The following is a 23,480-nucleotide window of genomic DNA, read 5'->3' on the forward strand; positions in this document are numbered from 1 at the left end:
GAATAATTTGGCTACTGAGCATTGTCACCCAGCCCCTCCAGTCGGGAAGCCGCTCGAATGGCAAATGAACGGCCGCTTAACTTGGTACAATTGGTTGCTGACTACTTTGATACGAAAACTTTGAGCGAAACATCAGAATGTATTCTCTACTTTGTCGAAACGTTCAATGTATTATGACTGGTAACTCAGAAATAGTAAGTCATCACAACATCATTTTCAGCCTGACAGTTGATTGAGAAAATTGCCGTTTATGAAAAACAACGACCAATTCATCAAAAGTTGGGTACATCTTCATCAGCTATTCGAATACCATCCCGACTGGAAGGTGTTTCTGACAATGCCCAGTACTGCAAGAGTGTGAGGTTCAGATGAGTTGAGACTGAGGATTAGCCTAGCTAGGCCGTTAAGCGGTGAATTCCCGCTTGGCGTCATAGCGTAGCTAACCGGAAGTCTCAGTCTGACCCGAACACGTTTCACCAATATGGCATAAAAGCGTGAAAGGCCAGTATTTAAGACGTGGGCTTCGGCTCAAATCTGTGCCCACCGCGTTCCGGCAATTGGCAGAAATGTCTGGAGGTCGGTGTAGGACGAATTAACTAAGCAAGTTTACGCTAACTCGAACTGTTTCCAGCGAATCTAAGCTGGCTGCTTTTAAATTTAAAAAAACGGCACCTTTTAATCATGACTCATGACAGTGTGGCGCGGATGAAGTAAATATTTTAGAAATCCCAATACCCAACATTAAATTGATATGTTGGCGGAGAAATGGAGACGTGTGTACGTGGCAAAAGCAAAAACTCAGTTTGTTTGTTCTAACTGTGGTTATTCAACACCGCGATATTTAGGACGGTGTCCGAACTGTGGTGAATGGAATACACTAACTGAAGAACATTTTGATACAAAACCGGACCGCAAGTCGCGGGTGAGCTTTGCGGGTAAGTCGGCTAAGCCACAACGACTCAAAGAAGTGTCGCTGACTAAGACACCGCGTGTCAAGACTAAGCTGAAAGAGTTCAACCGGGTCTTAGGTGGCGGTGTTGTGCCAGGTTCACTAGTTTTGATCGGTGGTGATCCAGGTATTGGTAAGTCAACGTTACTACTGCAAGTTTCGGGGCAATTGGCCGAGACGGGTGGTTCCGTACTATACGTGACTGGTGAAGAAAGTGCCTCCCAAGTGAAGATGCGGGCGGACCGGCTGGCTGTTAGCAGTGAAGACTTTTATCTTTATCCTGAGACTGATATGTCGAATATTCGTTCAACGATTGAATCGACGCATCCAGAATTTGTGGTCATTGATTCGGTACAAACGATGCAAGAACCTGATATGGACTCTGCGATTGGTTCAGTATCACAAATCCGTGAAATTACGGCTGAACTACTGCAAATTGCGAAGACTAACGGCATTACCATTTTTATTGTGGGCCATGTGACTAAGGGTGGTGCCATTGCGGGGCCTAAGATCTTAGAACATATGGTTGATACCGTTTTGTACTTTGAAGGTGATTTACATCATACGTACCGCATTTTACGGGCAGTCAAGAATCGATTCGGGTCAACGAATGAACTGGGAATATTTGAGATGCGGACGGGCGGTTTGTATGAAGTGGCCAATCCGTCAGAGATCTTCTTGGAAGAACGTCTGAAGGATGCTACGGGTTCCGCCATCGTTGTTTCAATGGAAGGAACACGACCAATCTTAGTAGAAGTTCAAGCGCTGGTAACGCCAACGGTCTTTGGTAATGCGAAGCGGACCGCAAGTGGCTTGGATCATAATCGAGTCTCCTTGATTATGGCAGTGTTGGAAAAACGGGCGAGTCTAATGCTTCAGAACCAGGACGCGTATTTGAAAGCGGCCGGTGGCGTTAAGTTAGATGAACCGGCGATTGACTTAGCTATTGCGGTCAGTGTGGCTTCTAGTTATCGTGACCAGCAGACTCGTCCGAGTGACTGTTTTGTTGGTGAAGTCGGTTTGACTGGTGAGGTTCGGCGGGTCAACCGGATTGAATCACGAGTTGGTGAGGCGGCTAAGCTAGGTTTTAAACGTATCTTTATTCCTAAGAATAATCTGCAAGGTTGGGATATCCCAACTGGAATCGAAGTAATTGGAGTTGCCACGCTAAAAGAAGCGCTCCAATTAGCATTACAACAACCAAATTATTAAAAAGGGGCTGATGCCATGAAGAAGTTAACGGTGCGACTAGTATTTATTGTCGTCGGGGGTACGTTAGGACTAACTTACCTGCCGTTCTTGTGGACGACAATTTTGTCGCAACCAAATGTGTTATTGAATAACGTTTTTACCAACTTTTTGTTGGGGGCGCTGATTCTATGGGTTTTGTCATTGTTCTTAGCCAATGCCGCTGTACGACTGGTGGATCGAGTCGAAAAGAACTTATCCAAGCAAAATCCAATGACACTTTTATTTGGCAGTATCGGATTTATTATTGGGTTATTGATCGCGGTTCTGATTTCGCAATTATTTAATCGTAGTCCATTATTCCTATTGAACACGGTCGTCCCAATTATTTTGATGTTGTTTTTTGGTTACATTGGTGCGCGAGTCGGGACTACCCGGATCGACGAGTGGCGGAAAGTTTTCAACTTCCGCCGTCGTGAAAAGGAAACAAGTCCGGAGATTACTGATGCTCAGCCAGATCAGAACTATCATCATTATAAGATTCTAGATACCAACATCTTGATTGACGGCCGGATTTACGACATTGTCAAGACTGGTTTCTTAGAAGGGACACTGTTAGTACCGAACTTCGTCTTGTATGAATTACAGTACATTGCGGATTCAGCTGATAGTATTAAACGTGTGCGGGGTCGTCGCGGGCTAGATATTTTAAATAAGCTACAAAATGAAAATATTATCCCGGTTGAAATGTACGAGGGCGATTTTGAGGATATTCCAGAAGTTGATAGTAAACTCATTCAATTGGCTAAAAAAGTCAACGGTGTGATCGTGACGAATGACTACAACTTGAATAAGGTGATTGAGTTCCAAAACGTACAAGTTCTCAATATTAATCAGTTGGCTAAGTCGTTGAAACCACGGGTTATTCCTGGTGAAGAGATGAATGTCATGGTCGTCAAAAATGGTAGCGAACGCCAACAAGGGGTCGGTTACTTGGACGATGGGACGATGGTTGTCGTCGAAGATGGGAAGTTTTACATCAATGAAAAGGTGGATGTCGTTGTAACGAGCGCCTTACAAACGGATGCTGGTCGAATGATTTTTGCCCGTTTAGCGCACGCTAATCGCGGAATCCCGGATCATGCGGATGGAAATAATAAGCACAACAATAATCATAGTAATAATCGAAATAATAATCGCGATAATCGGCACTAGGTTAAGCGATTCAACGGTAGCAACTCATTTGATGGGGGCTACCGTTTTTTTGTTCAATGATGACTAATCCAGGACGTCGTAAGGGAGGCGGCCGAATCGCAACAAAATAGGAGGGTTAATGCTCATTATCAATAAATTGGGATGTTGTTAGTGTACGATTAGGGCCTGTTTCGATATTTTTACAATGGGTTCAGTCTGAAACCTTAATTTTTAGCGGTAAACATGGTAAACTGGAAAAGCAAGTGAAAGTCGGAATATTCTGGTCGATAGAAAGGTTCCGGCGTAACATTTAAGATGAAAAAATACGAAAGAGGCGTTAATCACATTGGCAAAGAGCAAGATTCGTGTGCGTTACGCACCAAGTCCAACTGGCCATTTACACATTGGTAATGCTCGGACTGCATTGTTTAACTATTTATTTGCCCGGCATAATAAGGGAAAGTTCATTCTTCGGATTGAAGACACCGATTTAAAGCGGAATGTTAAAGACGGTGAAAAGAGTCAGATGGACAATTTGACGTGGTTAGGGATTGATTGGGACGAAGGTCCGGATAAGGGTGGCGACTTTGGCCCTTACCGTCAATCAGAACGGAAATCAATCTATGACCCGTTGATTCAACAATTAATTGATGAAGGTAAAGCTTACGAATCTTACATGACGGAAGACGAATTGTCGGCACAACGTGAAGCTCAAAAAGCGCGTAAGGAAATGCCACACTACGTCTACGAATTTGCTGGCATGACGGAAGACGAAAAACAGGCGAAGATCGCGGCTGCTAAGGCGGCTGGTATCCAACCCGTTATTCGCTTCCACGTCCCAGAAAATACGACCTATGCTTGGGATGACATGGTTAAAGGTAAAGTTTCGTTTGAATCCAAGACGGTTGGTGGCGACTTTGTCATCAAGAAGCGTGACGGGATGCCAACGTACAACTTTGCGGTGGTTGTTGATGACCATATGATGGAAATTAGCCACGTCTTCCGTGGTGATGACCACGTTGCCAACACGCCTAAGCAATTGATGATTTATGAAGCCTTTGGTTGGCAACCACCGAAGTTTGGCCACATGAGCTTAATTATCAATACCGAAACCGGTAAGAAGTTAAGCAAGCGTGACGAAACCGTATTGCAATTTATCGAACAATACCGTGAATTGGGTTACTTACCAGAAGCAATGCTTAACTTCATCATCCTACTAGGATGGTCACCAGTTGGCGAAAGTGAATTGTTCAGTAAGCGCGAATTCATCAAAATGTATGATGAAAAGCGGTTGAGCAAGTCACCAGCAGCTTTTGATGGCAAGAAGTTGGAATGGGTGAACAACCAGTACATTAAGAAGGCTGACGAAAATGAAGTCTTTGCAATGTCAATTCGCCAATTGATCAAGGCTGGCCGGTTACCACAACGCCCAGATATGAGCCAGATTGAATGGACACGGACGTTGGTTTCATTATTTAAGAACCAGATGAGCTATACTGGTCAAATCGTTGATTTAGCAGATCTCTTCTTCAATGGTCCGGCTGATATCAATGATGAAGCTAAGGCCGAACTTGATAATGACACGGCACTCCCTGTCTTGAAGGAATTCCGGCAACGAATCGAAGATATTGACGTCTTCGAAGCAACCGCAATTCAAAAGACGATCAAGAGCATTCAAAAGGATACGAAGATCAAGGGCCGGGCATTATACATGCCGATCCGGATCGCCGTTTCTCACGAAATGCACGGGCCAGAATTACCAGAAACGATTGAATTATTAGGGCGTGAAACGACCAAGAAGCATCTCGATGCTATGATTGCGGAACTCGCCAAGTAATGAATGGATTATTAAAATATTAGTTGGTTGTCGTAAGTGGCGGTCGTCGTCAGCAAGACAACGCAATTAATACATCGTGCGGTCAGCAAGCTAGTCCCCGGGTGAGCGTTATCTCAGTATCGCGAAAGTTACCCAGTGGCGCGTGACTGCATATGAAAGTATCTTTTGTATGGTGGAGTTTCGGTTCCGCCGTGCGAGGGATGCTTTTTATTTGTGTTTCAAACATGGTAAACTATCATCAAAAGTAATGATTCAATTGAAAGGAGTTGTCGCCAATATGTTAAGTGTTTTTAATACGTTAACGCGTCAAAAAGAACCGTTTAAGCCTATCACCCCCGGAGTCGTGAAAATGTATGTCTGTGGGCCGACCGTTTATAACTATATTCATATCGGTAATGCGCGTTCTGCAATTGCCTTTGATACTATCCGACGGTATTTTGAATATTGCGGTTACCACGTTGACTATGTCTCCAACTTCACGGATGTGGATGATAAGCTGATCAAACGTGCCGCTGAAGATCACACCACGGTACCAGCAGTTGCTGACCGGTTTATTAAAGCTTTTATGGAAGATACGACTGCGGTCAATATTGAACCAGCGACGGTTCACCCGCGGGCCTCTGAGAATATCCCAGAAATCATTGCATTTGTACAAGCATTGATTGAAAAGGGCTATGCTTACGAATCAGCTGGCGACGTATATTACCGCGCACGGAAGTTTAAAAAGTATGGTCAGTTATCTGACCAGCGAATCGATGATTTAGAAGTGGGTGCCAGTCAGCATACTGCCGATGAAGAAACCGATCGTAAAGAAGATCCAATTGACTTTGCACTCTGGAAAGCAGCCAAGCCCGGTGAAATTTCATGGGAATCGCCATGGGGTGCGGGTCGGCCCGGCTGGCATATTGAATGCTCGGTCATGTCTACTAAGTACTTGGGCGATACGTTTGATATTCATGGTGGTGGTCAGGACCTTGAATTCCCACATCATGAAAATGAAATTGCCCAGAGTGAAGCGAAGACCGGCAAGACGTTTGCCAATTATTGGTTACACAACGGTTTTGTGACGGTTGGCGATGACAACGAAAAGATGAGTAAGTCATTAGGTAATTTTGTGACGGTTCACGATATTATTAAAACGGTTGATCCGCAAGTGCTACGGTTCTTCATGGCGACGACCCAGTACCGGCGACCGATTCAATATACGCAGGCCAACTTAGACGAAGCAGCTAATAACTTGGATAAGTTACGTAATGCTTATCGTAATCTCACGTTCCGGTTGCAAGATGCGACGAACGGGACGGATACTGCGGTGGCAGAACAGTTACAGACACTCATCACTAACTTTGGAACCGCAATGGATGACGATTTCAATGTTCAAAACGGGGTGGCTGCTGTGTATGAATTAGCTAAGTTAGCCAATGTCTATGCAGCCAAGGCAACGGTTCAAAAAGAGACGTTGATTGCCTTACAGAAGGCATTAGTGCAGTTGACTGGCGTCTTCGGCGTCACTTTTGAAACGGCTAATGCGACGCTGGCTGATGACGCGATTCAAGCACTGATCGATGAACGAGAAGCTGCTCGTAAAGCTAAGGATTTTGCTAAGGCCGACCAGATTCGTGATGATTTGAAAGCTCAGGGGATTATTTTAGAAGATACGCCTCAGGGTGTGCGGTTTAGAAAGGAATAATATGCAAGTTGATTATCAACAATTAAACGGGATTGCACTCGCGTACCTCGGTGACGCGGTGTATGAACCGTTTATTCGCCAACATTTGATTGAAAGTGGTTTTACTAAAGCCACTAAGTTGCACCACCACGCAACCCACTATGTTTCAGCCAAAGCGCAAGCGGCACTGATCGAACGGATGCAGGCCGAGGAAGTTTTAACGCCAACTGAAGTGGACGTTTTTAAGCGTGGACGGAATGCCAAGAGTCATACGTCGGCCAAACATACCGATGTCGTCACTTACCGGATCTCAACCGGTTTTGAAGCCGTTTTTGGGTATTTACAATTGACTCAGCAGGCGGACCGAATTGCAGAACTGGCACAGTGGTGTATTAAACAAGTTGATGAAGGGAGGGTTTCCAGTGTCAAATAATGGACAAGACCAAACAGCAGCTGACTTTGTAATTGGGCGGCACCCCGCCATGGCAGCAATCAAGAGTGATCAACAGATCAACAAAGTCTTTATTCAAAGCGGTCTACAGGCCGATGTACTGAATGACATTGCCAAGATTGCGAAGAAACGTAATTTGATCGTACAGTACGTGCCGAAACAAAAGTTAGACCGTTTAACCGACAACGCCAACCATCAGGGGGTAGCTGTGGGGGTGGCTGCTTTTGAATATGCCACCATTGATGATTTATTTGCTGTTGCTAAGGCTAAGAATGAAGCGCCATTTTTCTTGATCTTGGATAATATCGAAGATCCCCATAACTTAGGTTCGATTATGCGGACGGCCGATGCAGCTGGCGCCCATGGCATCATTATTCCGAAACGGCGCGCCGTGGGGTTAACCAGTACGGTTGCCAAGACGTCAACGGGGGCTATCGAACACGTGAAAGTTGCGCGGGTGACGAACTTGGTTCAAACGGTTAAACAATTGCAAGAAGCCGGTCTGTGGATCTTTGGGACTGATATGAATGGGACGGACTACCGACAGTGGGATGCTTCCGGTGCCGTTGGTTTGATTATTGGTAATGAAGGTAAGGGAATTTCACCATTACTTAAGAAGAGTGTGGACGAAATGTTGACCATTCCAATGATTGGTCATGTTCAAAGTTTGAATGCCAGTGTGGCGGCCAGCCTTCTGATTTATCAAGGCTACACGTCCCGGCATCCACTGGGAAAATAAGATGAAACAACAATTATTGATTGTCGATGCTTACAATATGATTGGCAACTGGCCAGAACTCAATCATTTAAAACAAACGGACCGGTTGCCGCAAGCTCGTGACGAGTTAATTAGCATGTTGACTGAGTATAAAAAAATTACGGGCCTTAATATTAGCCTGGTTTTTGATGCGATGTACGTTCCGGGTAATTCTAAGAGTTATCGCCAAGCTGATCTTGAGATTATTTGGACGAGTAAAGACCAGACCGCTGACAGTTATATCGAAAAGTACGCGGGTGAAAAGCAATCGCGAGTACTTCAAGTGACGGTTGCGACTAGTGATCAGGCAGAACAATGGGTAATCTTTTCGGAAGGTGCATTACGAGTACCAGCCTTGGAATTACGACACCGCGTCAAGACTGCGCTGAAAGATGTGCGTCATACTGCCGTGCGCACCCAGGATTTAGGTGCCGTTCGTAAATCACCCTGGAATGATGATCAATTATCGGCCTTGGATCAGTACCGCCAACAACTAGAACGCAATCACGTTAAACATCATCACAGGTCGTAATTAGGTGGTTGCCGCGAGCGTGGGCTGTTTCTAAATCGTCATAATTAATATTTAAATTTTGCAAAAGATAACCAGTGGCAATTTAAGGCTCGAAAGCAGTTCTAGTATTAAAATATCTAGTAATCAAATGCCCCAGTTCAGCTGCTGTTCACTAGATGTTAGGATGGCTTGTCATAACAGTTTTAGTGTTATCGGAGTTTGCGCTGGCGATTGCATTAATCGGTTGGTTAGACAGTGTAGTGGCTTCGTGCAACTCCAGCGGACGCGCGTACTCGTCTCCAACGGGCTTAAGTAGGTCGCACTTGTCTTTGGCGTTAGCAATATTTTGATATTACTAATAATTAGTGCGATATAGCACTATTAGGTTGATGAATGGGACGATCATAGTAGTTTTGATAGCCGCGTATAAGAAGATTTCTGTGAGTGCTGAGGTGGCTGAATTGAAACGTTCGTTCGCTTGTGACGGCACAATTAACCCGGTATATTAGCATTACAGATGCTCAGGGGTGCAGTTTCTGAAACTAGTCAGAAGCGAGGAATGTCACGTGAATGAACAGCAATTGATCCACTTAGCAGCAGATGGTGATGATGCAAGCATTAATGCATTAGCCCAGCAGTATGTCCCAGTTGTTTGGCGGTTGCGACGGCAATACTATGTCCGGAACTTTGACGAGGATGATTGGCTTCAAGAAGGTCGAATTGCAGTTTATCGAGCGGCTAAAAAGTATCAACGGCTACGGCAATGTAGCTTTGGCACTTATTACCGGGTGCTATTGAGTAATCAGATTATTGATCATATTCGGCGGACACAGGCTCGCAAGCGTCGTCCGGAAGGGGATATCTTATCGCTGGATGTTAATGATGAGGATATCTTATGCAATATTCAGACGCTAAGGGCCTCGACCCTTGATGTGGTTCATGTTCGTGAGCAGGTGCGGATTTTTCCAGCAATCTGTTCGGCATTTGAAGGATTGGTTTTTATGGATCTATTGGCAGGGCAATCGCCAGAACGGATTGCATTGAGTCGGCAAGTGGAAGTTGATCAAGTGGTCAACGCCACGGATCGATGCCGCAAGAAGATGCGTGACTTTTTACAAGACGCTGCCTGAAATTGACATTCGAAAAGTTCCATGCTAATGTTATACCTGATTTATTATGGAGGTTTTGTCGATGGCACAGAAAAAAGTTGCACTGGCATGTACCGTTTGTGGTTCGCGGAACTACACGATTGATGCTAACCCGAATCGAACTGACCGCTTAGAAGTTAAGAAATTTTGTAAATATTGTGGTAAACACACACTTCATCGTGAAACGCGGTAGGGGGATTAGACATGCGCTTATTTAAATTTTTTGGTCAAGTTGGACATGAAATGAAAAAAGTGACCTGGCCAACTTGGCGGGAAAATCGTCGTGATTCGTGGACAGTTGTCTCAACATCACTGTTCTTCGTGGCGTTTTTCGCTTTATTTGATTGGATTATCCAATTATTATTACAAATGTTAACAAGCTGGCATTAATGGCTTTTTGAACAAATTTTTGTTATAATAATGGCATTGAAAGAAAACTTCGTGCAAACGAGGTTTTTTTATTTTGCCAAAAGACATTTTAAAGGAGAATAATAATGGTCGAGTCTGTTGAGAAAAGATGGTATGTCTTACATACCTACGCTGGTTATGAAAATAAGGTTAGTTCTAACTTGGAATCCCGTATTCAATCTATGGGAATGGAAGACAATATTTTCCGGGTCGTTGTTCCCGAAGAAGAAGCTCATGAAGTCAAGAATGGGAAAGACAAAGTTGAAATGAAGAAGATCTTCCCTGGTTACGTTTTGGTTGAAATGGTCATGACGGACCAAGCTTGGTATATTGTTCGGAATACGCCAGGTGTTACTGGGTTCTTAGGATCACATGGGCAAGGTAGTAAACCAACGCCATTGTTGCCTGAAGAAGCGGAACAAATCTTGCATCAACTAGGCATGAGTGCTCGGCATACCGAATTGGACGTTGAAGTTGGCGAACAAGTTACCATCATCGATGGCGCTTTCTCTGGCCTTTCTGGTGAAATTACTGAAATTGACAACGAAAAGATGAAGCTCAAGGTTAATATCAATATGTTCGGTCGGGAAACAAGTACTGAATTGGACTTCGATCAAGTTGACCAGATTCGGTAATTAATTTAAGTAAGCTGGTGGACCATCTTGGCAGAAGTAATTTTAGTCATCATCGGCGCCTTAGTGCTCGGTATTTTGGGGCGTATCACCTTTAAATTTTGGCAATACGGGCGACCGCAGCATTTGCGGCAGTCGGTGTCGGCTAATTCAGCAGATGATAGCGCCGTGACGCTATTTATTCCAGGGTATGCGGGCAACCGGTTCTCTTTTGGTGGCATGCTCCAACGTTTTACGGCCGGGGGCATCGCCAATAAGTCATTAGTCGTAATGATTGATCGACATAATCATCCCCATGTGACTGGTGAGCTAGACGCTTACCGCCCAATGGTACAGTTGATTTTTGCCACGCCACGCGTTGCTGTACGGCAACAGGCGGCGGGCGTCTTGGCAGTTGTGCAGTATTTGATTGCGCATGAGCACGTTCAGACGATCAATTTAGTCGCTCATTCGATGGGTGGTGTGGTGCTCTTTCAATACTTGACGACAGCTGCCAAACTGGTCAATTTACCGGAAGTCCGCAAGGTTGTCACAATTGGTGCGCCGTTTAATGATAGTGAGGTCGGGCAAAATACGTATCCGATTGAAAATCACCCGTTGACGGCGACCGGACCAACTAAGACTACGCCCGTTTATAATTATTTTTTGCGAACGCTCCAACGATTGCCAAACACGATTTCGTATTTGAATATTGCGGGTAACATTGGCGATGCGGCGCAAAGTGATGGTGCTGTCGCTCTGAATAGTGCGTTGTCATTGCGCTTTTTACTGCGACCAACGCGTGACCAGTATCAAGAATTTGTGGTACATGGTAAGAATGCCCGCCATTCACGATTACATGAAAACTATGAAGTTGATCGCCAAATCGTCCAGTTTTTATATCCAGAAGCTACAAAAAAGGTTGCTGGTGAAAAATAGATATGCTACAATGATATTTGTGCGTCACGTATGCACGTTTACGTGGGAGGAGCAAAAACTCAGCTCCATTTACCACATCACGGACTAAGGAGGAATGTCTCGTGGCTAAAAAAGTAGCTAACGTTGTTAAATTACAAATTCCTGCGGGCAAAGCAACACCTGCTCCGCCAGTTGGCCCAGCTTTAGGTCAAGCAGGTATCAATATCATGGGTTTCACAAAGGATTTCAATGCTCGTACTGCTGATCAAGCAGGTATGATCATCCCTGTTGTGATTACGGTGTACGAAGATCGTTCATTCGACTTCATCACTAAGACCCCACCTGCTGCCGTTCTATTGAAGAAAGCTGCCGGTGTTGAAAGTGGTTCCGGTGAACCTAACACGAAGAAGGTTGCAACTGTAACCAAAGATCAAGTTAAGCAAATCGCCGAAACTAAAATGCAAGATCTAAACGCAGCTGACGTTGAAGCAGCTATGCGCATGATCGAAGGTACTGCTCGGAGTATGGGATTCACCGTCGAAGGCTAATTCAGTACTGTTGAGTATGTCGGACACTTCATCAAAATGAATGTGTCAAGTGGGAGGAAATCTCCGTTTGAACCACATTTGCAAGGAGGAAAACACTTAGATGGCAAAGAAAAGTAAACAATACCAAGACGCCGCTAAGCTCGTTGATCGTGACAAAGCTTACGATGTAACTGAAGCGGTAGACTTGGTTAAAAAAATGGATTTCGCAAAGTTTGATGCAACTGTTGAAGTTGCCTTCAAATTAAACGTTGATACAAAGCAAGCCGACCAACAACTTCGTGGCGCGGTTGTCCTTCCTAATGGTACCGGTAAAGATCAAACCGTTATCGTTTTTGCTAAGGGTGACAAGGCTAAAGAAGCTGAAGAAGCCGGTGCTGACTTTGTTGGTGAAACTGATTTAGTTCAGAAGATCCAAGACGGTTGGTTAGACTTTGATGTCGCAATCGCTACCCCTGACATGATGGCCCAAGTTGGTCGTTTAGGTCGGGTTCTTGGACCTAAAGGCTTAATGCCTAACCCTAAGACTGGTACGGTTACGATGGACGTTGCTAAAGCCGTTAACGATTCAAAAGCTGGTAAGGTGACTTACCGGACTGACCGTGACGGTAACGTTCACGTTCCTGTTGGCAAGGTATCATTCGATACTGACAAGTTAGTTGGTAACTTCAAGACCATTGAAGACACCATCGTGAAAGCTCGTCCAGCCTCAGTACGTGGGACTTTCATCCAAAACTTAGTTGTTACTTCAACCTTTACCCCAGCGGTACGTGTTGATTTAGCATCATTTTAAGGATTAAATTCTGAAAACAATTGACCCCGTGGGTGATCTGTGATAGATTACTAGAGGTTAAGTAATATCTCTACCTAAGACTCAGGCGGCTTAACGGCCTTAATCTACCTGCCGAGGACATTGTTTTTTCTCTATGTCTTGGTGGACATAGGGATTTTTTTATAAATCCCTGAACCAAAATTCTGGGAGGTGAATCTGTTGAGTAAAGAAACAATTGCTGTTAAAGCACAAGAAGTCGAAGAAGTTGCAGAACAATTGAAGAGCTCAGTATCAGCCATTGTTGTTGATTACCGTGGTTTGACTGTTGAACAAGTAACTGATTTACGTAAGCAATTACGTGAAGCCGGTGTTAAGATGCGCGTTATCAAGAACAAGATCATGGTGCGTGCCGCTGATAAGGCCGGATTTGAAGACTTAAAACCTGTATTTGCTGGTCCTACTGCCGTTGCCTTCTCTGAAGAAGACCCAGTTGCTCCTGCAAAGATCTTGGCTAACTTCGCGAAGACCGCTGATGCCCTTCAATTAAAGGGTGGCGTGATCGAAGGTAAAGTTGCTGATCTTGAAACTGTTCAAGAATACGCTACGATGCCATCACGTGAAGAATTATTGGCTACGATCGCCAACTTGTTACAAGCACCTGTTCGTAACGTTGCATACGCTGTTAAGGCGGTTGCTGAAAAAGGCGACGAAGACGCAGCTTAATTTGCTGTCAGTGTGTTAAAAAAACTAAAATATAAGTTCATATAAAATGGAGGAACAAAAAATGGCTTTTGATAAAGATGCTATTATCGACTCATTAAAAGAAGCTTCAATCTCAGATTTAAACGACTTAGTTAAGGCTATCGAAGAAGAATTCGATGTCTCAGCTTCAGCCCCTGTTGCTGTTGCCGGTGCTGCTGGTGGCGACGCTGCCGCTGCTAAGGATTCATACGATGTTGAATTAACTGAATCCGGTGACCAAAAGGTTAAGGCTATTAAGGCCGTTCGTGATATCACTGGTCTTGGCTTGAAAGATGCTAAGGGTCTTGTTGATAACGTACCTTCAATCATCAAAGAAGGCGTTTCAGAAGACGAAGCCAACGATATGAAAGCTAAGCTTGAAGAAGTTGGTGGTGTCGTTACCCTTAAGTAATTATTTACTTAACGGAACGTCATCAGACCACACCCTACTATGGGGTGTGGTTTTTTTTTATCTCTAGATGTGGCGTTGGTGCGAATCACGTGCATGACCACGCATATAACGATTACTGAGAATTTATACTTAGGCTAAGTGTTAGTGCAATTTGATATCAACCACCGTATGATTACGGTGACTTGGTGTTAGAGGCGTAACCGTATTGGATTAAGCAAGTCAAAACAAGCCCAACAGAACGTCGCATAGTACGTCTGTTGGGCTTGTTTTAAAATTTCACTTGGGTTGAACTTCTGGTCGACAGGGCACTATCACTTTTGTGGCTGCTGCGTGATAGGCTGAATACGATGATCAATGATCGTTAGTGACTGACCTGACTAGTGCCATCAGTATAGTTCAAGGTCATACCGGGCTGGATATTGAAAATATAGACATTAAAACTAACAGTATTGCTACCAACTGACTGACCACGCATTTGAACACCGCGGGCTAACAATTCGTTACCTTTGAAAATGGGGGTCACTTGGTAGCGGACGTAGTTTTTCGGACTTTCTTTCAAATAGGCCGCAACTTGGTTTTCATAGGTCGTCATTTCAGGGTCATTCAAAGAACGGGTTCCGGTCATGAGGTTCTTGATATTGTTGTTCTGCCCCGTTAATTGATAGCCAATCAGATGACTGCGGTTGTAAAGCCAACCGCTACTGATGCGTTTGTTATGCCAACCAGTTGGTCGAACATTCAAGGCCTCACGTTCAGCTTTGGGCATCAGTGACTGATTTAAGAGGGCATTAGCAGCCGTCACCCGGTTAAGTGAGTCTAAATTGCCATATTGTTGCCAGGCACCCTGACTCGTACTGAGCTCCTTAGCGGTAAATGCGGGCTGATTCTGATTAATCGTGATCGTTTGTTGACCGTTGTAAGTTTTACTAGCCAACGCATTGTTACTTGGGTTATGGTCAGAATTGACCTTGGTTGGTGCTGTTGTCGAAGTTGCGCCAGCTTGCTTGTTCGTAGCCTTGAGCTTGTCAATATGTTGTTGACTACTCGAAAGTTTTTTCGCAGCCTTCTTTAAGCTGCTAGCAGAAGCACGATTGGCAGCTTGAAGTGCCGTCAGTTGCTTGTCATTATTAGCCGTTACTAAGTGGGTCTTAGTAACGGTCTTTGTCTTCACAGTTGGCTGAGTGGATTCATCAGATGTGCCGAGAATACTAAAGCTGACGAGCAATGCGATAATGGCCGGCCAACTATGCCGCCACCATTGACGCCCACGGTAGCGCCGATGTAAGCGCCAGAACCAGTACAGGGTTGCAAATAATAAGATGGTGCCGATCAATGCCATGAAGTGATCCTCCTATCGAAATGACTTACGGAAACCAGCGGCCCGCGCCGCGTCTTCCGTACTAAAGTAAACGGCATTTTTACCGGCCATCCGGTAGTTTTGCCCCGTTTCAACGTGATAAATTTTGGAATTGCGGTTACCTACGATACGTCCAGTTTGGGCGGTATCGGTATCGCCAGAAAAATTATTCTGCCGACTCGTGGTTGCGGTACTAGTTTGAGTTTGTTGACTTTGAGAAGCTGCTTGACTGCTGGCTTTGGCCGCTTGCTTAGATTGGCTAACCGCCGCGACGGCCGAAGCGGACTGGGCTTCTGACTGGGAGCGTGATTGTGCGGTCGCTTCACTAGCAGCTGATTTGGCGGCAGCCTGTGACGCTGATTTTGATGAGGCCATTGCGTCGTCATGTTTTGCTTTTAGTTGTTCGGATTGACGCTTAGCCTGACTAGTTGCAATTGCGAGTTGGGTCGTGTTTGAACTAAGAGCTTTGGCTGAGGCCGCGTTAGCCCGACTAGCGGCCCTTGCTTTTGCCCAGGCGGCTTTATTAGCAGCAGTCCGTTTCTCAACCCGAACCGTCTTGGTTTTGACACTGGTATGGTTGGCGGCTTGTTGATTACCAGTGGTACAGCCGGTTAAGATGAGTAGACTCGTTAGTGCAACGACGAGTTTTTTTGCATGGTGCATAAGAAATTCCTCCTTGTTTATGTATCACTTTAATTATACATAAACGGTAAAGGTTGGTAAAGCGAGTTTGGCAACTAAAAATCAATTAATATTGGTTTATGCTGGTATTAATTTCGATAATTAATCATAATTAGTGCTAACTACTAACACCCATTCGGAACAATTTAGTAACAGGTATTTAAAATGTTCATAGCTTAATACGGGGACAAATCAGACCTGTGGGGGTTATTAACGACCTATAACGGTTGTATAAACAGGCTAAGATTGCGATAATAGAACAAACACACCAATGGGGGAATTTTTTTGAAGGCAACGTTACAGAAAATCGGGACGGCACTCAATAAACGCATGGGGATTATCAAAGCATTATTTGTATTCTCTGTCCTGTTATTTGTGATTACGGAAGTCGGCAAAATTGCGAAGGAAGTCAGTGGCGCGCAGTTGGCGAATGCGCTTGCTTCGCAAAGCTGGTGGCATCTGTTAAGCATGGTCGTGATTGGTATTATCGCAGTGACACCAATGCTGACGTATGACGTCATGATTACAAAGTTTTTACCCAACCACTATTCACTTGGCTATATCTTAAAAGCTGGATGGATCACCAATACATTTACGAATATCGGTGGTTTTGGGGGCGTGCTGGGCGCCTCACTGCGTGCTAACTTTTATAATCGCGAAGCCACTAAGAAACAAATCGTGTTTGCCATTTCCAAGATCGCTTTGTTTTTAGTTTCGGGATTGTCATTATATTGTATGATTTCACTCGTGCTAGTCTATGGCTTTGGCATTGGGAACATGTATGGCAGTTACTGGATCTGGCTCGTCGGTGGTGCACTGTATTTTCCAGCCATCTTTATTTTTACACGAGTCAACGATTCGGAATTCTTCGATGGCCTTACGCTCGGCAACGTCGTTCGGTTATTGAGTGGGTCGTTTGGTGAATGGACTGGCTGTGTGCTGTTCTTCTTATTAATTGGAAACTTTATGGGATTACCCATTGATTTTGCAGCGGTCGTGCCGTTATTCGTGATTGCTTCGGTTGTCGGTGAAGTGTCAATGGTACCCGGTGGTATTGGGTCATTCGACGTTTTCATGATTTTTGGCCTCGGTGCGGTCGGAGTTTCTCGACCAGACGCAGTCGCATGGCTCTTATTTTACCGGTTATTCTACTATATTATCCCGTTTGCCATCGGGTTGGTCTTATTCATCCATGACACCGGCCATCGCTTAAACGTGCGCTTAGCGGGTATTCCTAAGCAGGCATTACAACGTGTTGCTCAGATGGTACTGACGGTTTTTCTCTACTTTTCTGGTTTTTTGATGTTGTTGATGTCAACGGTCCCTAACTTTGCATATAACAATAAACTCTTCTTACAGTTTTATCCGTACACCTTTTTCTTTATTAATCAGGCCAGCAGTATTATTATGGCCTTCTTACTGATTGGGGTGGCGTTGGGAACTGCTGGCCGGGTCAAAAAAGCTTTTTGGCCAACGGTGATTGTCCTGCTGATTGCAATTTTGAATACGATTCGCTGGCTCGTCGTCTATGATGCAATTTCGATGAAATTTGTGATTTTCTTGATTGTGATTCTAGCGCTAGTGGCTTTGTCGCGGCATGCTTATTATCGTGATCGGTTGGCTTTTTCGTGGGGGCAAACGTTGTGGGTTAGCTGCGTGTATGTGGTGACCTTTATCTTGTATACGATTGTGGGGGTCTATAACGCACCCCAAATTCATCATCGGCATGCGGTTCCTGAAGCTCTGTTCTTCCCATCACAAAAGCTCTGGTTATTTGGGGTGATTGGGTTAGTCTTAGCGGCAATGATTTTGATTATTATGTACCGCTACTTTGCGAGTGGCTATAACGCCCGATTGCGTCAAAAGATGGATGCGGCTCGGGTCAAACAAGTGATTGAAACTTATGGTGGCAATGAAATCTCACACTTGGCTTATTTGAATGATAAGTTAGCATATTACTATCAAGTCGATGGGGTCGATCAACTGATTTTCTTATACCAACAGAAGGCCGATAAACTGATTATTATGGGAGAGCCATTCGGTAATCAAGCGGTATTACAAGCTGCCTTGGAACAGTTATTGGATGACGCAGATAGTGACGGTTGCTCGCTAGTCTTTTACGAAATTAGTGAGATGCTGACGATGCGCCTACACGAAATGGGCTTTGACTTTATCAAAACCGGTGAAGAAGGGCACGTTAAATTGGCAGACTTTAGTTTGGCTGGTAAACGGCTACGGGGTGAACGGGCCCTAATGAATAAGTTTACCCGGGATCACTATGAGTTTGCCATCTTGCAGCCACCGTTCAGTGCCGACGTTATGGCTGAATTACGAGCTGTTTCGGATAGTTGGTTAGCAGGTGAGACGGAAAAAGGATTCTCGCTCGGATTTTTTGATGAGCAGTATCTCAATCAGGCACCCGTAGCGGTCGTTTATGATCCTGACCACCGAATTGTCGCGTTTGCGAATATTATGCCACAGGGAAATCATCAGACGACTTCAATTGACTTAATGCGGTCAAGCCAATCGGCGCCATCCGGCATTATGGACACGGTCTTTGTGCACCTATTTGAACAGGCGCGTGATGATGGCTATGCCTATTTCAATATGGGAATGGCCCCGTTATCCGGTGTAGGGGTTTCACGCTACAGTTTTATTCAAGAAAAAATTGCTCATTTAATTTACGAATATGGCTACCAGTTATATGGTTTTCAGGGATTACGGTCGTACAAAGAAAAGTATGTGACCGAGTGGGAACCGAAGTACATTGCGTACCGAAAACGTAATTCACTAATCTTCACCATTTTACAATTGCTACAAGTCGTTAATACCCGGGTGCACAAGTCTGAGCGGCACCGGCCAGTATGGTTGTTGAAACGATTGAAATAACTGAATAGTATGTCATAAAGTAAGTATCGTTAATGACATAGCAAAATGCCCCATCACTGCGAGAAGCAATGATGGGGCATTTTATGATGACTTTAGAATTCAGCCGACTAATATGATGAGGGCTGAACTAATTGTGGCAGAAGCACTAGAGCTGTTTTGCGTAGGCTAGATTATTTAGTTCGTATACTTAGGCGGTAACACATGTTTGAAATCATGGAAACCAGCGAAAATTTCATCAAGATCATGCCCATTAATGAATAGGTCGAGGTTAGCCTCGGGGGCAAACCCTAAATCGGCGGTCTTTTGTAGCATGGCGACTAGATCGTCGTAGAAGCCGTCGATGTTGTAGAGCGCAATCGGCTTTTGGTGAATATCCATTTGACTCCAAGATAACATTTGTAAGAATTCTTCAAAGGTGCCAAACCCGCCAGGTAAAACGATAAAGGCGTCAGCGAGGTGAAGCATCTTTTCCTTGCGTTCGGTCATCGTGCGCGTTTCGATAAAAGTCGTGACGTCCTTAAATGCAAGTTCTCTTGCGACCAGAAAATGCGGGATAATCCCGATAACGCGGCCACCAGCATCCATAGTTGCTTTGGCGACTTTCCCCATTAAACCATGGTCGCCACCGCCATAGACGAGTTGGTAATCATTAGCGGCCAAGTATTGACCGAGTGCCACCGTTTTGTCACTAAATGCGGGATCTAAACCAGAATTAGACCCACAAAAAACACAGATATTATGAATTGCCATTCTAAACTACCCCCAAGATAAAATTTTCTAGCAAAAATGCGGCCCGGATAGGCGCCGCATTTTTGTGAACTAACGTGTTGATTAATCGTCTGGATTACCAATATCGTAGTCGGTGTCTTGCATTGCTTCAACTTGACCCAAGCGGTAACCATTCCCAACTTGTGAGAAGAAGTCATGGTTAGAAGTCCCCGTTGAAATCCCGTTCATGACGACCGGGTTAACGTCTTCCGCAGTATCTGGGAAGAGGGCATCTTGGCCGAGATTCATCAAGGCTTTGTTGGCGTTATAACGACTAAAAGTCAAGACTTCATCAGACCAACCAATTTGATCGTAAACTAAATGAATGTAGTTTTCTTCATTCTCATAGAGTTTGTATAAGAAATCGAACATCCAGTCTTTAAATTCTGCCTGCTGCTTTTCAGAACGGTCTTTGAAGCCTAATTGGAACTTATAACCAATGTAAGTGCCATGGACACTTTCGTCCCGCAAAATCAATTTAATGATTTCGGCAACGTTTGGCAATTGATTGTGCCCCAAGTAGTACAGTGGCGTATAGAAACCAGAATAGAACAGGAAAGTTTCCAAAAAGACGTTCGCAACTTTTTGCTTCAATGGATCTTCGTCGATGTTATCGTAAAGCTTGTAGATCCATTGGGCTTTTGCTTGCAAGAATTCTTCACTGTCACTCCAGTCAAAAATTTCATTAATTTCGTCCGGCGTATTCAATGTTTCAAAAATTGTTGAATAACTCTTTGCATGAACAGATTCCATGAATTGGATGTTATTCAATACGGCCGTTTCATGTGAGGTTAAGACGTTGCGGCGAAGTGCTTGCAGACCGTCTTGTGATTGTAACGTATCCAGCAGCGTCAAACCGCCGAAAACGTGTCCCACGACCCACCGGTGATCATCATCTAATTCACGCCAGTCTGCCATGTCGTTGGAAACTGGAATCCGGGTGTCTAACCAAAATTGTTCGGTTAACTTTTCCCAAGTACTTTTATCAATTGCATCTGAAACTCGATCCCAGTTAATTGCCTTATAGTTGCCATTACTGAGCAGTTTTTGGTAGTAAGCCAAGTCTGTTGCCATTTGTTATCCTCCTAGAGATCTAAGATACTAAATTACGCAGCTTTCACATTCGTTAACACCGACTTCGCCATCGTCGTCCGTAAAGGTCCGAATATAATAAATCGATTTGATCCCTTTGCGGTAGGCGTAGTTCCGTAAAATGTTTAAGTCCCGCGTGGTCATCTTATCAGTGCGACCATCTTTCCATTCGTATAAGCCAGCTGGAATAGTTGACCGCATGAAGAGGGTCAAGCTCATTCCTTGGTCAACGTGTTGTTGAGCAGCCGCATAGACATCGATAACTTTACGCATATCAGTATCGTATGCTGACTTATAATAGTTAATTGTATCATTAGATAGGTAAGGAGCGGGATAATAAATCTTACCAATTTTCTTTTCTTGTCGTTCTTCGACCCGGTTGATGATTGGGTGTAGGCTGGCAGTCGTATCGTTGATGTACGAGATTGACCCATTTGGGGCGACAGCCATCCGGTTTTGATGATAGAGGCCATCACGCATAACGGCTTCTTTGAGGGCTTCCCAATCAGCTTTGGTTGGAATGAAGATACCGTCAAACAGTGCAGCGGTCTTGTCATATTTTGGTTGCCAATCTTGGGTGGTGTACTTGTCAAAGTAAGAACCATCGGCATACTTGGATTTTTCAAAGTTAACGAAGGTTTCGTGACGTTCACGCGCAATTTCGTTAGAAGCTTTTAAGGTCCAGTAGTTTAAGAGTAAGAAGTAGATATTGGTAAAGTCAACGGCTTCTTTACTGCCGTATTCCATCTGATTCTTCGCGAAAAAGGCATGGAGCCCCATGGCACCTAATCCAATGGTATGGGCTTGACGGTTCCCTTTTTGGATGGAAGGAACGACGTCGACGTTAGAGTGGTCAGTAACAAAAGTTAACGCGCGCACCATGGCTTCAACAGAATGTCCAAAGTCTGGAGAGGTCATTAAGTTAACAATGTTAGTCGAACCAAGGTTACAACTAATATCAGTTCCCAACTTCTCATACTGTTGTTGGTCATCAATTAATGATGGGGTTTGCACTTGCATCACTTCTGAGCACAAGTTACTCATCACGATTTTACCGTCGATAGGATTTTCGCGGTTCGCGGTATCAATGTTGACGACGTATGGGTAGCCAGATTCTTGTTGTAACTTGCTGATTTCATTTTCAAGGTCACGCGCCTTGATCTTAGTTTTACGGATGTTCGGGTTCTTAACCATATTGTCGTATTCTTTGGTGATATCGACATATGAGAACGGTACCCCGTATTCGCGTTCAACGCCGTAAGGACTGAAGAGATACATATCAGCGTCAGCCTTGATCAACTCGTAAAACTTGTCGGGTACGGTGACACCGAGTGAAAGCGTCTTGAGCCGAATCTTTTCGTCGGCGTTTTCCTTCTTAGCAGAAAGAAAGGCAATAATATCTGGATGAAAGACACTAAGGTAAACGACCCCGGCACCTTGACGTTGACCTAATTGGTTAGAGTAGGAGAAACTGTCTTCTAATAATTTCATGACGGGTACGACCCCACTAGCAGCGCCATCGATATGCTTGATTGGATCACCGGCACCCCGTAAGTTGCTGAGGTTAATACCGACCCCGCCACCGATCCGAGAAAGTTGTAACGCGGAGTTAATCGTCCGGCCGATTGAGTTCATATCATCGGTCGATTGAATCAAGAAGCAAGAAATCAATTCACCACGCCGGGCCCGACCAGCATTGAGAAAACTGGGAGTGGCTGGTTGATAACGTTGGTGAACGATTTCGTCGGCCAGGTCCATCGCCAAGTCTTCATTACCATCAGCAAAGTAGAGGGCGTTCATTGCCACACGGTCAATAAAGTTTTCCAAGTAATAGTCGCCATCATCCGTCTTTAAGGCGTATTGGGCATAAAATTTGTAAGCCGCCATAAACGTCTTGAAGTGGAAGTCTTGCGACCGCAAGTAATCGTAAAGTTTTTCGATAAAGCTAAAATCATACTTATCAATGGCAGGGGTTTCCAAATAGTCGTGTTCACGTAGGTAGTCAAAGCGCGCCTTAAGACTATCAAATTTCATCGTGTTCGGTTCAACATTTTGTTCAAGGAAAGCGGCAAGTGCCTCCTGATCCTTGTTGAGCGGAATCTGATTGTTAACGGGAATATTGATCTCATTATTTAAGTCGTAATACGTGACGTCTTTTAAATCTTTTAAGGTCATAAGGAATCCTCTTTCTATCAGTATAATTGTGGCTGGCAAAATCGACGACCCACAATCAGTAGGTTGATGATTGTGGGTCGTTTATCATATTTTAAAGGGTAAACCAGCTATGTAACCACGCAAAAAAGCGTGAACAAACTAAACAGCTAATTGTTTTAAAGCATCAGGACGGAAGCCGGCAATGCTGTCTTCGCCATTGATTTCAACGACCGGAACAGCATGGAAACCTTGATTCTTCAGGTAATCGACGTATTCAGGATTCGTATTGATGTTCTTCTCTTCAAAGGCAATATTGTGCGCCGTGAGGAACTTCTTAGTCATCTTGCATTGCATGCAGTTGTTTTTAGTAAATACAGTAACTTTTTTCATTTTTCATCATCCTAACTCGTTTTTCTGATAAATTTAGT

The 23,480-nt window shown here is 44.4% G+C and carries 23 protein-coding genes and 1 other annotated feature; of the genes, 17 read left to right on the plus strand and 6 right to left on the minus strand.

Annotated features, from left to right (window positions below; genetic code table 11):
• Positions 1-781 precede the first annotated feature (781 nt).
• From radA to rplL, 16 genes are all read left to right on the plus strand, one after another.
• Positions 782-2,161, plus strand: a complete 1,380-nt coding sequence (radA, locus tag MMY95_RS07720; RefSeq protein ID WP_053267373.1) for a DNA repair protein RadA — start codon at positions 782-784, stop codon at positions 2,159-2,161.
• Between the two features lie 15 nt (positions 2,162-2,176).
• Entirely contained in the window at positions 2,177-3,352 is a 1,176-nt protein-coding gene (locus MMY95_RS07725; RefSeq protein ID WP_003640931.1) for a PIN/TRAM domain-containing protein, read from the plus strand.
• Positions 3,353-3,677: 325 nt separating this feature from the next.
• Positions 3,678-5,168, plus strand: coding sequence for a glutamate--tRNA ligase (gene gltX, locus MMY95_RS07730; RefSeq protein ID WP_003640932.1), 1,491 nt, complete (start codon positions 3,678-3,680; stop codon positions 5,166-5,168).
• Positions 5,169-5,445: 277 nt separating this feature from the next.
• A complete protein-coding gene (gene cysS, locus MMY95_RS07735; protein WP_003644975.1) occupies positions 5,446-6,858 on the plus strand; it encodes a cysteine--tRNA ligase in 1,413 nt (470 codons plus the stop codon).
• A 1-nt stretch (position 6,859) separates the two neighbouring features.
• The gene (locus tag MMY95_RS07740; RefSeq protein ID WP_003640934.1) at positions 6,860-7,270 is read left to right on the plus strand and encodes a Mini-ribonuclease 3; all 411 of its coding nucleotides are present in this window, start codon (positions 6,860-6,862) and stop codon (positions 7,268-7,270) included.
• Positions 7,242-8,027 (plus strand): 23S rRNA (guanosine(2251)-2'-O)-methyltransferase RlmB, encoded by a 786-nt coding sequence (gene rlmB, locus MMY95_RS07745; RefSeq protein ID WP_241277579.1) that lies wholly within the window; start codon positions 7,242-7,244, stop codon positions 8,025-8,027. The genes MMY95_RS07740 and rlmB overlap by 29 nt, the downstream gene beginning before the upstream one ends.
• Position 8,028: 1 nt before the next feature.
• A complete protein-coding gene (locus MMY95_RS07750) occupies positions 8,029-8,577 on the plus strand; it encodes an NYN domain-containing protein (RefSeq protein WP_003644974.1) in 549 nt (182 codons plus the stop codon).
• Positions 8,578-9,122: 545 nt separating this feature from the next.
• Positions 9,123-9,686: a sigma-70 family RNA polymerase sigma factor gene (locus MMY95_RS07755; protein WP_003644973.1), complete on the plus strand. Its 564-nt coding sequence runs from the start codon at positions 9,123-9,125 to the stop codon at positions 9,684-9,686.
• A gap of 61 nt (positions 9,687-9,747) precedes the next feature.
• On the plus strand, positions 9,748-9,897 hold the full coding sequence (rpmG, locus tag MMY95_RS07760; RefSeq protein ID WP_003637768.1) for a 50S ribosomal protein L33: 150 nt from the start codon (positions 9,748-9,750) through the stop codon (positions 9,895-9,897).
• Between the two features lie 11 nt (positions 9,898-9,908).
• Complete coding sequence (secE, locus tag MMY95_RS07765) at positions 9,909-10,094, plus strand: preprotein translocase subunit SecE (RefSeq protein ID WP_003640939.1); 186 nt, start codon at positions 9,909-9,911, stop codon at positions 10,092-10,094.
• A gap of 104 nt (positions 10,095-10,198) precedes the next feature.
• Entirely contained in the window at positions 10,199-10,747 is a 549-nt protein-coding gene (gene nusG / locus MMY95_RS07770; protein WP_003643932.1) for a transcription termination/antitermination protein NusG, read from the plus strand.
• A 27-nt stretch (positions 10,748-10,774) separates the two neighbouring features.
• Positions 10,775-11,662 carry an alpha/beta hydrolase gene (locus MMY95_RS07775; protein ID WP_003640941.1) on the plus strand — a complete coding sequence of 296 codons (888 nt, stop codon included), beginning with the start codon at positions 10,775-10,777 and terminating at the stop codon, positions 11,660-11,662.
• A 101-nt stretch (positions 11,663-11,763) separates the two neighbouring features.
• The gene (gene rplK / locus MMY95_RS07780; RefSeq protein ID WP_003640942.1) at positions 11,764-12,189 is read left to right on the plus strand and encodes a 50S ribosomal protein L11; all 426 of its coding nucleotides are present in this window, start codon (positions 11,764-11,766) and stop codon (positions 12,187-12,189) included.
• Positions 12,190-12,289: 100 nt separating this feature from the next.
• Complete coding sequence (gene rplA / locus MMY95_RS07785) at positions 12,290-12,979, plus strand: 50S ribosomal protein L1 (RefSeq protein ID WP_003640943.1); 690 nt, start codon at positions 12,290-12,292, stop codon at positions 12,977-12,979.
• 55 nt (positions 12,980-13,034) lie between these two features.
• Positions 13,035-13,148 (plus strand) — a sequence feature (ribosomal protein L10 leader region).
• A 29-nt stretch (positions 13,149-13,177) separates the two neighbouring features.
• Positions 13,178-13,681, plus strand: a complete 504-nt coding sequence (gene rplJ, locus MMY95_RS07790; protein WP_003643933.1) for a 50S ribosomal protein L10 — start codon at positions 13,178-13,180, stop codon at positions 13,679-13,681.
• Between the two features lie 61 nt (positions 13,682-13,742).
• Positions 13,743-14,111 carry a 50S ribosomal protein L7/L12 gene (gene rplL, locus MMY95_RS07795; protein ID WP_003637775.1) on the plus strand — a complete coding sequence of 123 codons (369 nt, stop codon included), beginning with the start codon at positions 13,743-13,745 and terminating at the stop codon, positions 14,109-14,111.
• Between the two features lie 361 nt (positions 14,112-14,472).
• On the opposite strand, the gene MMY95_RS07800 is transcribed toward rplL, so the two are convergent.
• Complete coding sequence (locus tag MMY95_RS07800; RefSeq protein WP_104795553.1) at positions 14,473-15,450, minus strand: DNA/RNA non-specific endonuclease; 978 nt, start codon at positions 15,448-15,450, stop codon at positions 14,473-14,475.
• 12 nt (positions 15,451-15,462) lie between these two features.
• Positions 15,463-16,131 (minus strand): hypothetical protein, encoded by a 669-nt coding sequence (locus MMY95_RS07805; protein WP_003644912.1) that lies wholly within the window; start codon positions 16,129-16,131, stop codon positions 15,463-15,465.
• Between the two features lie 303 nt (positions 16,132-16,434).
• On the opposite strand from MMY95_RS07805, the gene mprF reads away from it, so the two are divergent.
• Complete coding sequence (mprF, locus tag MMY95_RS07810; protein WP_003643935.1) at positions 16,435-19,038, plus strand: bifunctional lysylphosphatidylglycerol flippase/synthetase MprF; 2,604 nt, start codon at positions 16,435-16,437, stop codon at positions 19,036-19,038.
• A 174-nt stretch (positions 19,039-19,212) separates the two neighbouring features.
• Here mprF and MMY95_RS07815 read toward each other — a convergent pair whose 3' ends face one another.
• The 4 genes from MMY95_RS07815 to MMY95_RS07830 all read right to left on the minus strand — a co-directional run bounded on the left by MMY95_RS07815 (position 19,213) and on the right by MMY95_RS07830 (position 23,442).
• A complete protein-coding gene (locus tag MMY95_RS07815) occupies positions 19,213-19,788 on the minus strand; it encodes a TIGR00730 family Rossman fold protein (RefSeq protein ID WP_003640949.1) in 576 nt (191 codons plus the stop codon).
• An 81-nt stretch (positions 19,789-19,869) separates the two neighbouring features.
• On the minus strand, positions 19,870-20,880 hold the full coding sequence (nrdF, locus tag MMY95_RS07820) for a class 1b ribonucleoside-diphosphate reductase subunit beta (protein ID WP_003640950.1): 1,011 nt from the start codon (positions 20,878-20,880) through the stop codon (positions 19,870-19,872).
• A gap of 27 nt (positions 20,881-20,907) precedes the next feature.
• A complete protein-coding gene (gene nrdE / locus MMY95_RS07825) occupies positions 20,908-23,073 on the minus strand; it encodes a class 1b ribonucleoside-diphosphate reductase subunit alpha (RefSeq protein ID WP_003643938.1) in 2,166 nt (721 codons plus the stop codon).
• 138 nt (positions 23,074-23,211) lie between these two features.
• A complete protein-coding gene (locus MMY95_RS07830; RefSeq protein WP_003640952.1) occupies positions 23,212-23,442 on the minus strand; it encodes a redoxin NrdH in 231 nt (76 codons plus the stop codon).
• Positions 23,443-23,480 lie beyond the last annotated feature (38 nt).

The sequence above is a fragment of the Lactiplantibacillus sp. ME-2 genome, assembly GCF_022549155.1.
Taxonomy (GTDB): Bacteria; Bacillota; Bacilli; order Lactobacillales; family Lactobacillaceae; genus Lactiplantibacillus; species Lactiplantibacillus plantarum.

Coding starts and splice junctions, on each gene's coding strand:
- MMY95_RS07725 (WP_003640931.1), top strand. CDS start 2,177: ATGAAGAAGTTAACGGTGCGACTAGTATTTATTGTCGTCGGGGGTACG.
- cysS (WP_003644975.1), top strand. CDS start 5,446: ATGTTAAGTGTTTTTAATACGTTAACGCGTCAAAAAGAACCGTTTAAG.
- MMY95_RS07740 (WP_003640934.1), top strand. CDS start 6,860: ATGCAAGTTGATTATCAACAATTAAACGGGATTGCACTCGCGTACCTC.
- rlmB (WP_241277579.1), top strand. CDS start 7,242: ATGAAGGGAGGGTTTCCAGTGTCAAATAATGGACAAGACCAAACAGCA.
- MMY95_RS07750 (WP_003644974.1), top strand. CDS start 8,029: ATGAAACAACAATTATTGATTGTCGATGCTTACAATATGATTGGCAAC.
- rpmG (WP_003637768.1), top strand. CDS start 9,748: ATGGCACAGAAAAAAGTTGCACTGGCATGTACCGTTTGTGGTTCGCGG.
- secE (WP_003640939.1), top strand. CDS start 9,909: ATGCGCTTATTTAAATTTTTTGGTCAAGTTGGACATGAAATGAAAAAA.
- nusG (WP_003643932.1), top strand. CDS start 10,199: ATGGTCGAGTCTGTTGAGAAAAGATGGTATGTCTTACATACCTACGCT.
- rplA (WP_003640943.1), top strand. CDS start 12,290: ATGGCAAAGAAAAGTAAACAATACCAAGACGCCGCTAAGCTCGTTGAT.
- rplL (WP_003637775.1), top strand. CDS start 13,743: ATGGCTTTTGATAAAGATGCTATTATCGACTCATTAAAAGAAGCTTCA.
- MMY95_RS07800 (WP_104795553.1), bottom strand. CDS start 15,450: ATGGCATTGATCGGCACCATCTTATTATTTGCAACCCTGTACTGGTTC.
- MMY95_RS07805 (WP_003644912.1), bottom strand. CDS start 16,131: ATGCACCATGCAAAAAAACTCGTCGTTGCACTAACGAGTCTACTCATC.
- MMY95_RS07815 (WP_003640949.1), bottom strand. CDS start 19,788: ATGGCAATTCATAATATCTGTGTTTTTTGTGGGTCTAATTCTGGTTTA.
- nrdF (WP_003640950.1), bottom strand. CDS start 20,880: ATGGCAACAGACTTGGCTTACTACCAAAAACTGCTCAGTAATGGCAAC.
- nrdE (WP_003643938.1), bottom strand. CDS start 23,073: ATGACCTTAAAAGATTTAAAAGACGTCACGTATTACGACTTAAATAAT.
- MMY95_RS07830 (WP_003640952.1), bottom strand. CDS start 23,442: ATGAAAAAAGTTACTGTATTTACTAAAAACAACTGCATGCAATGCAAG.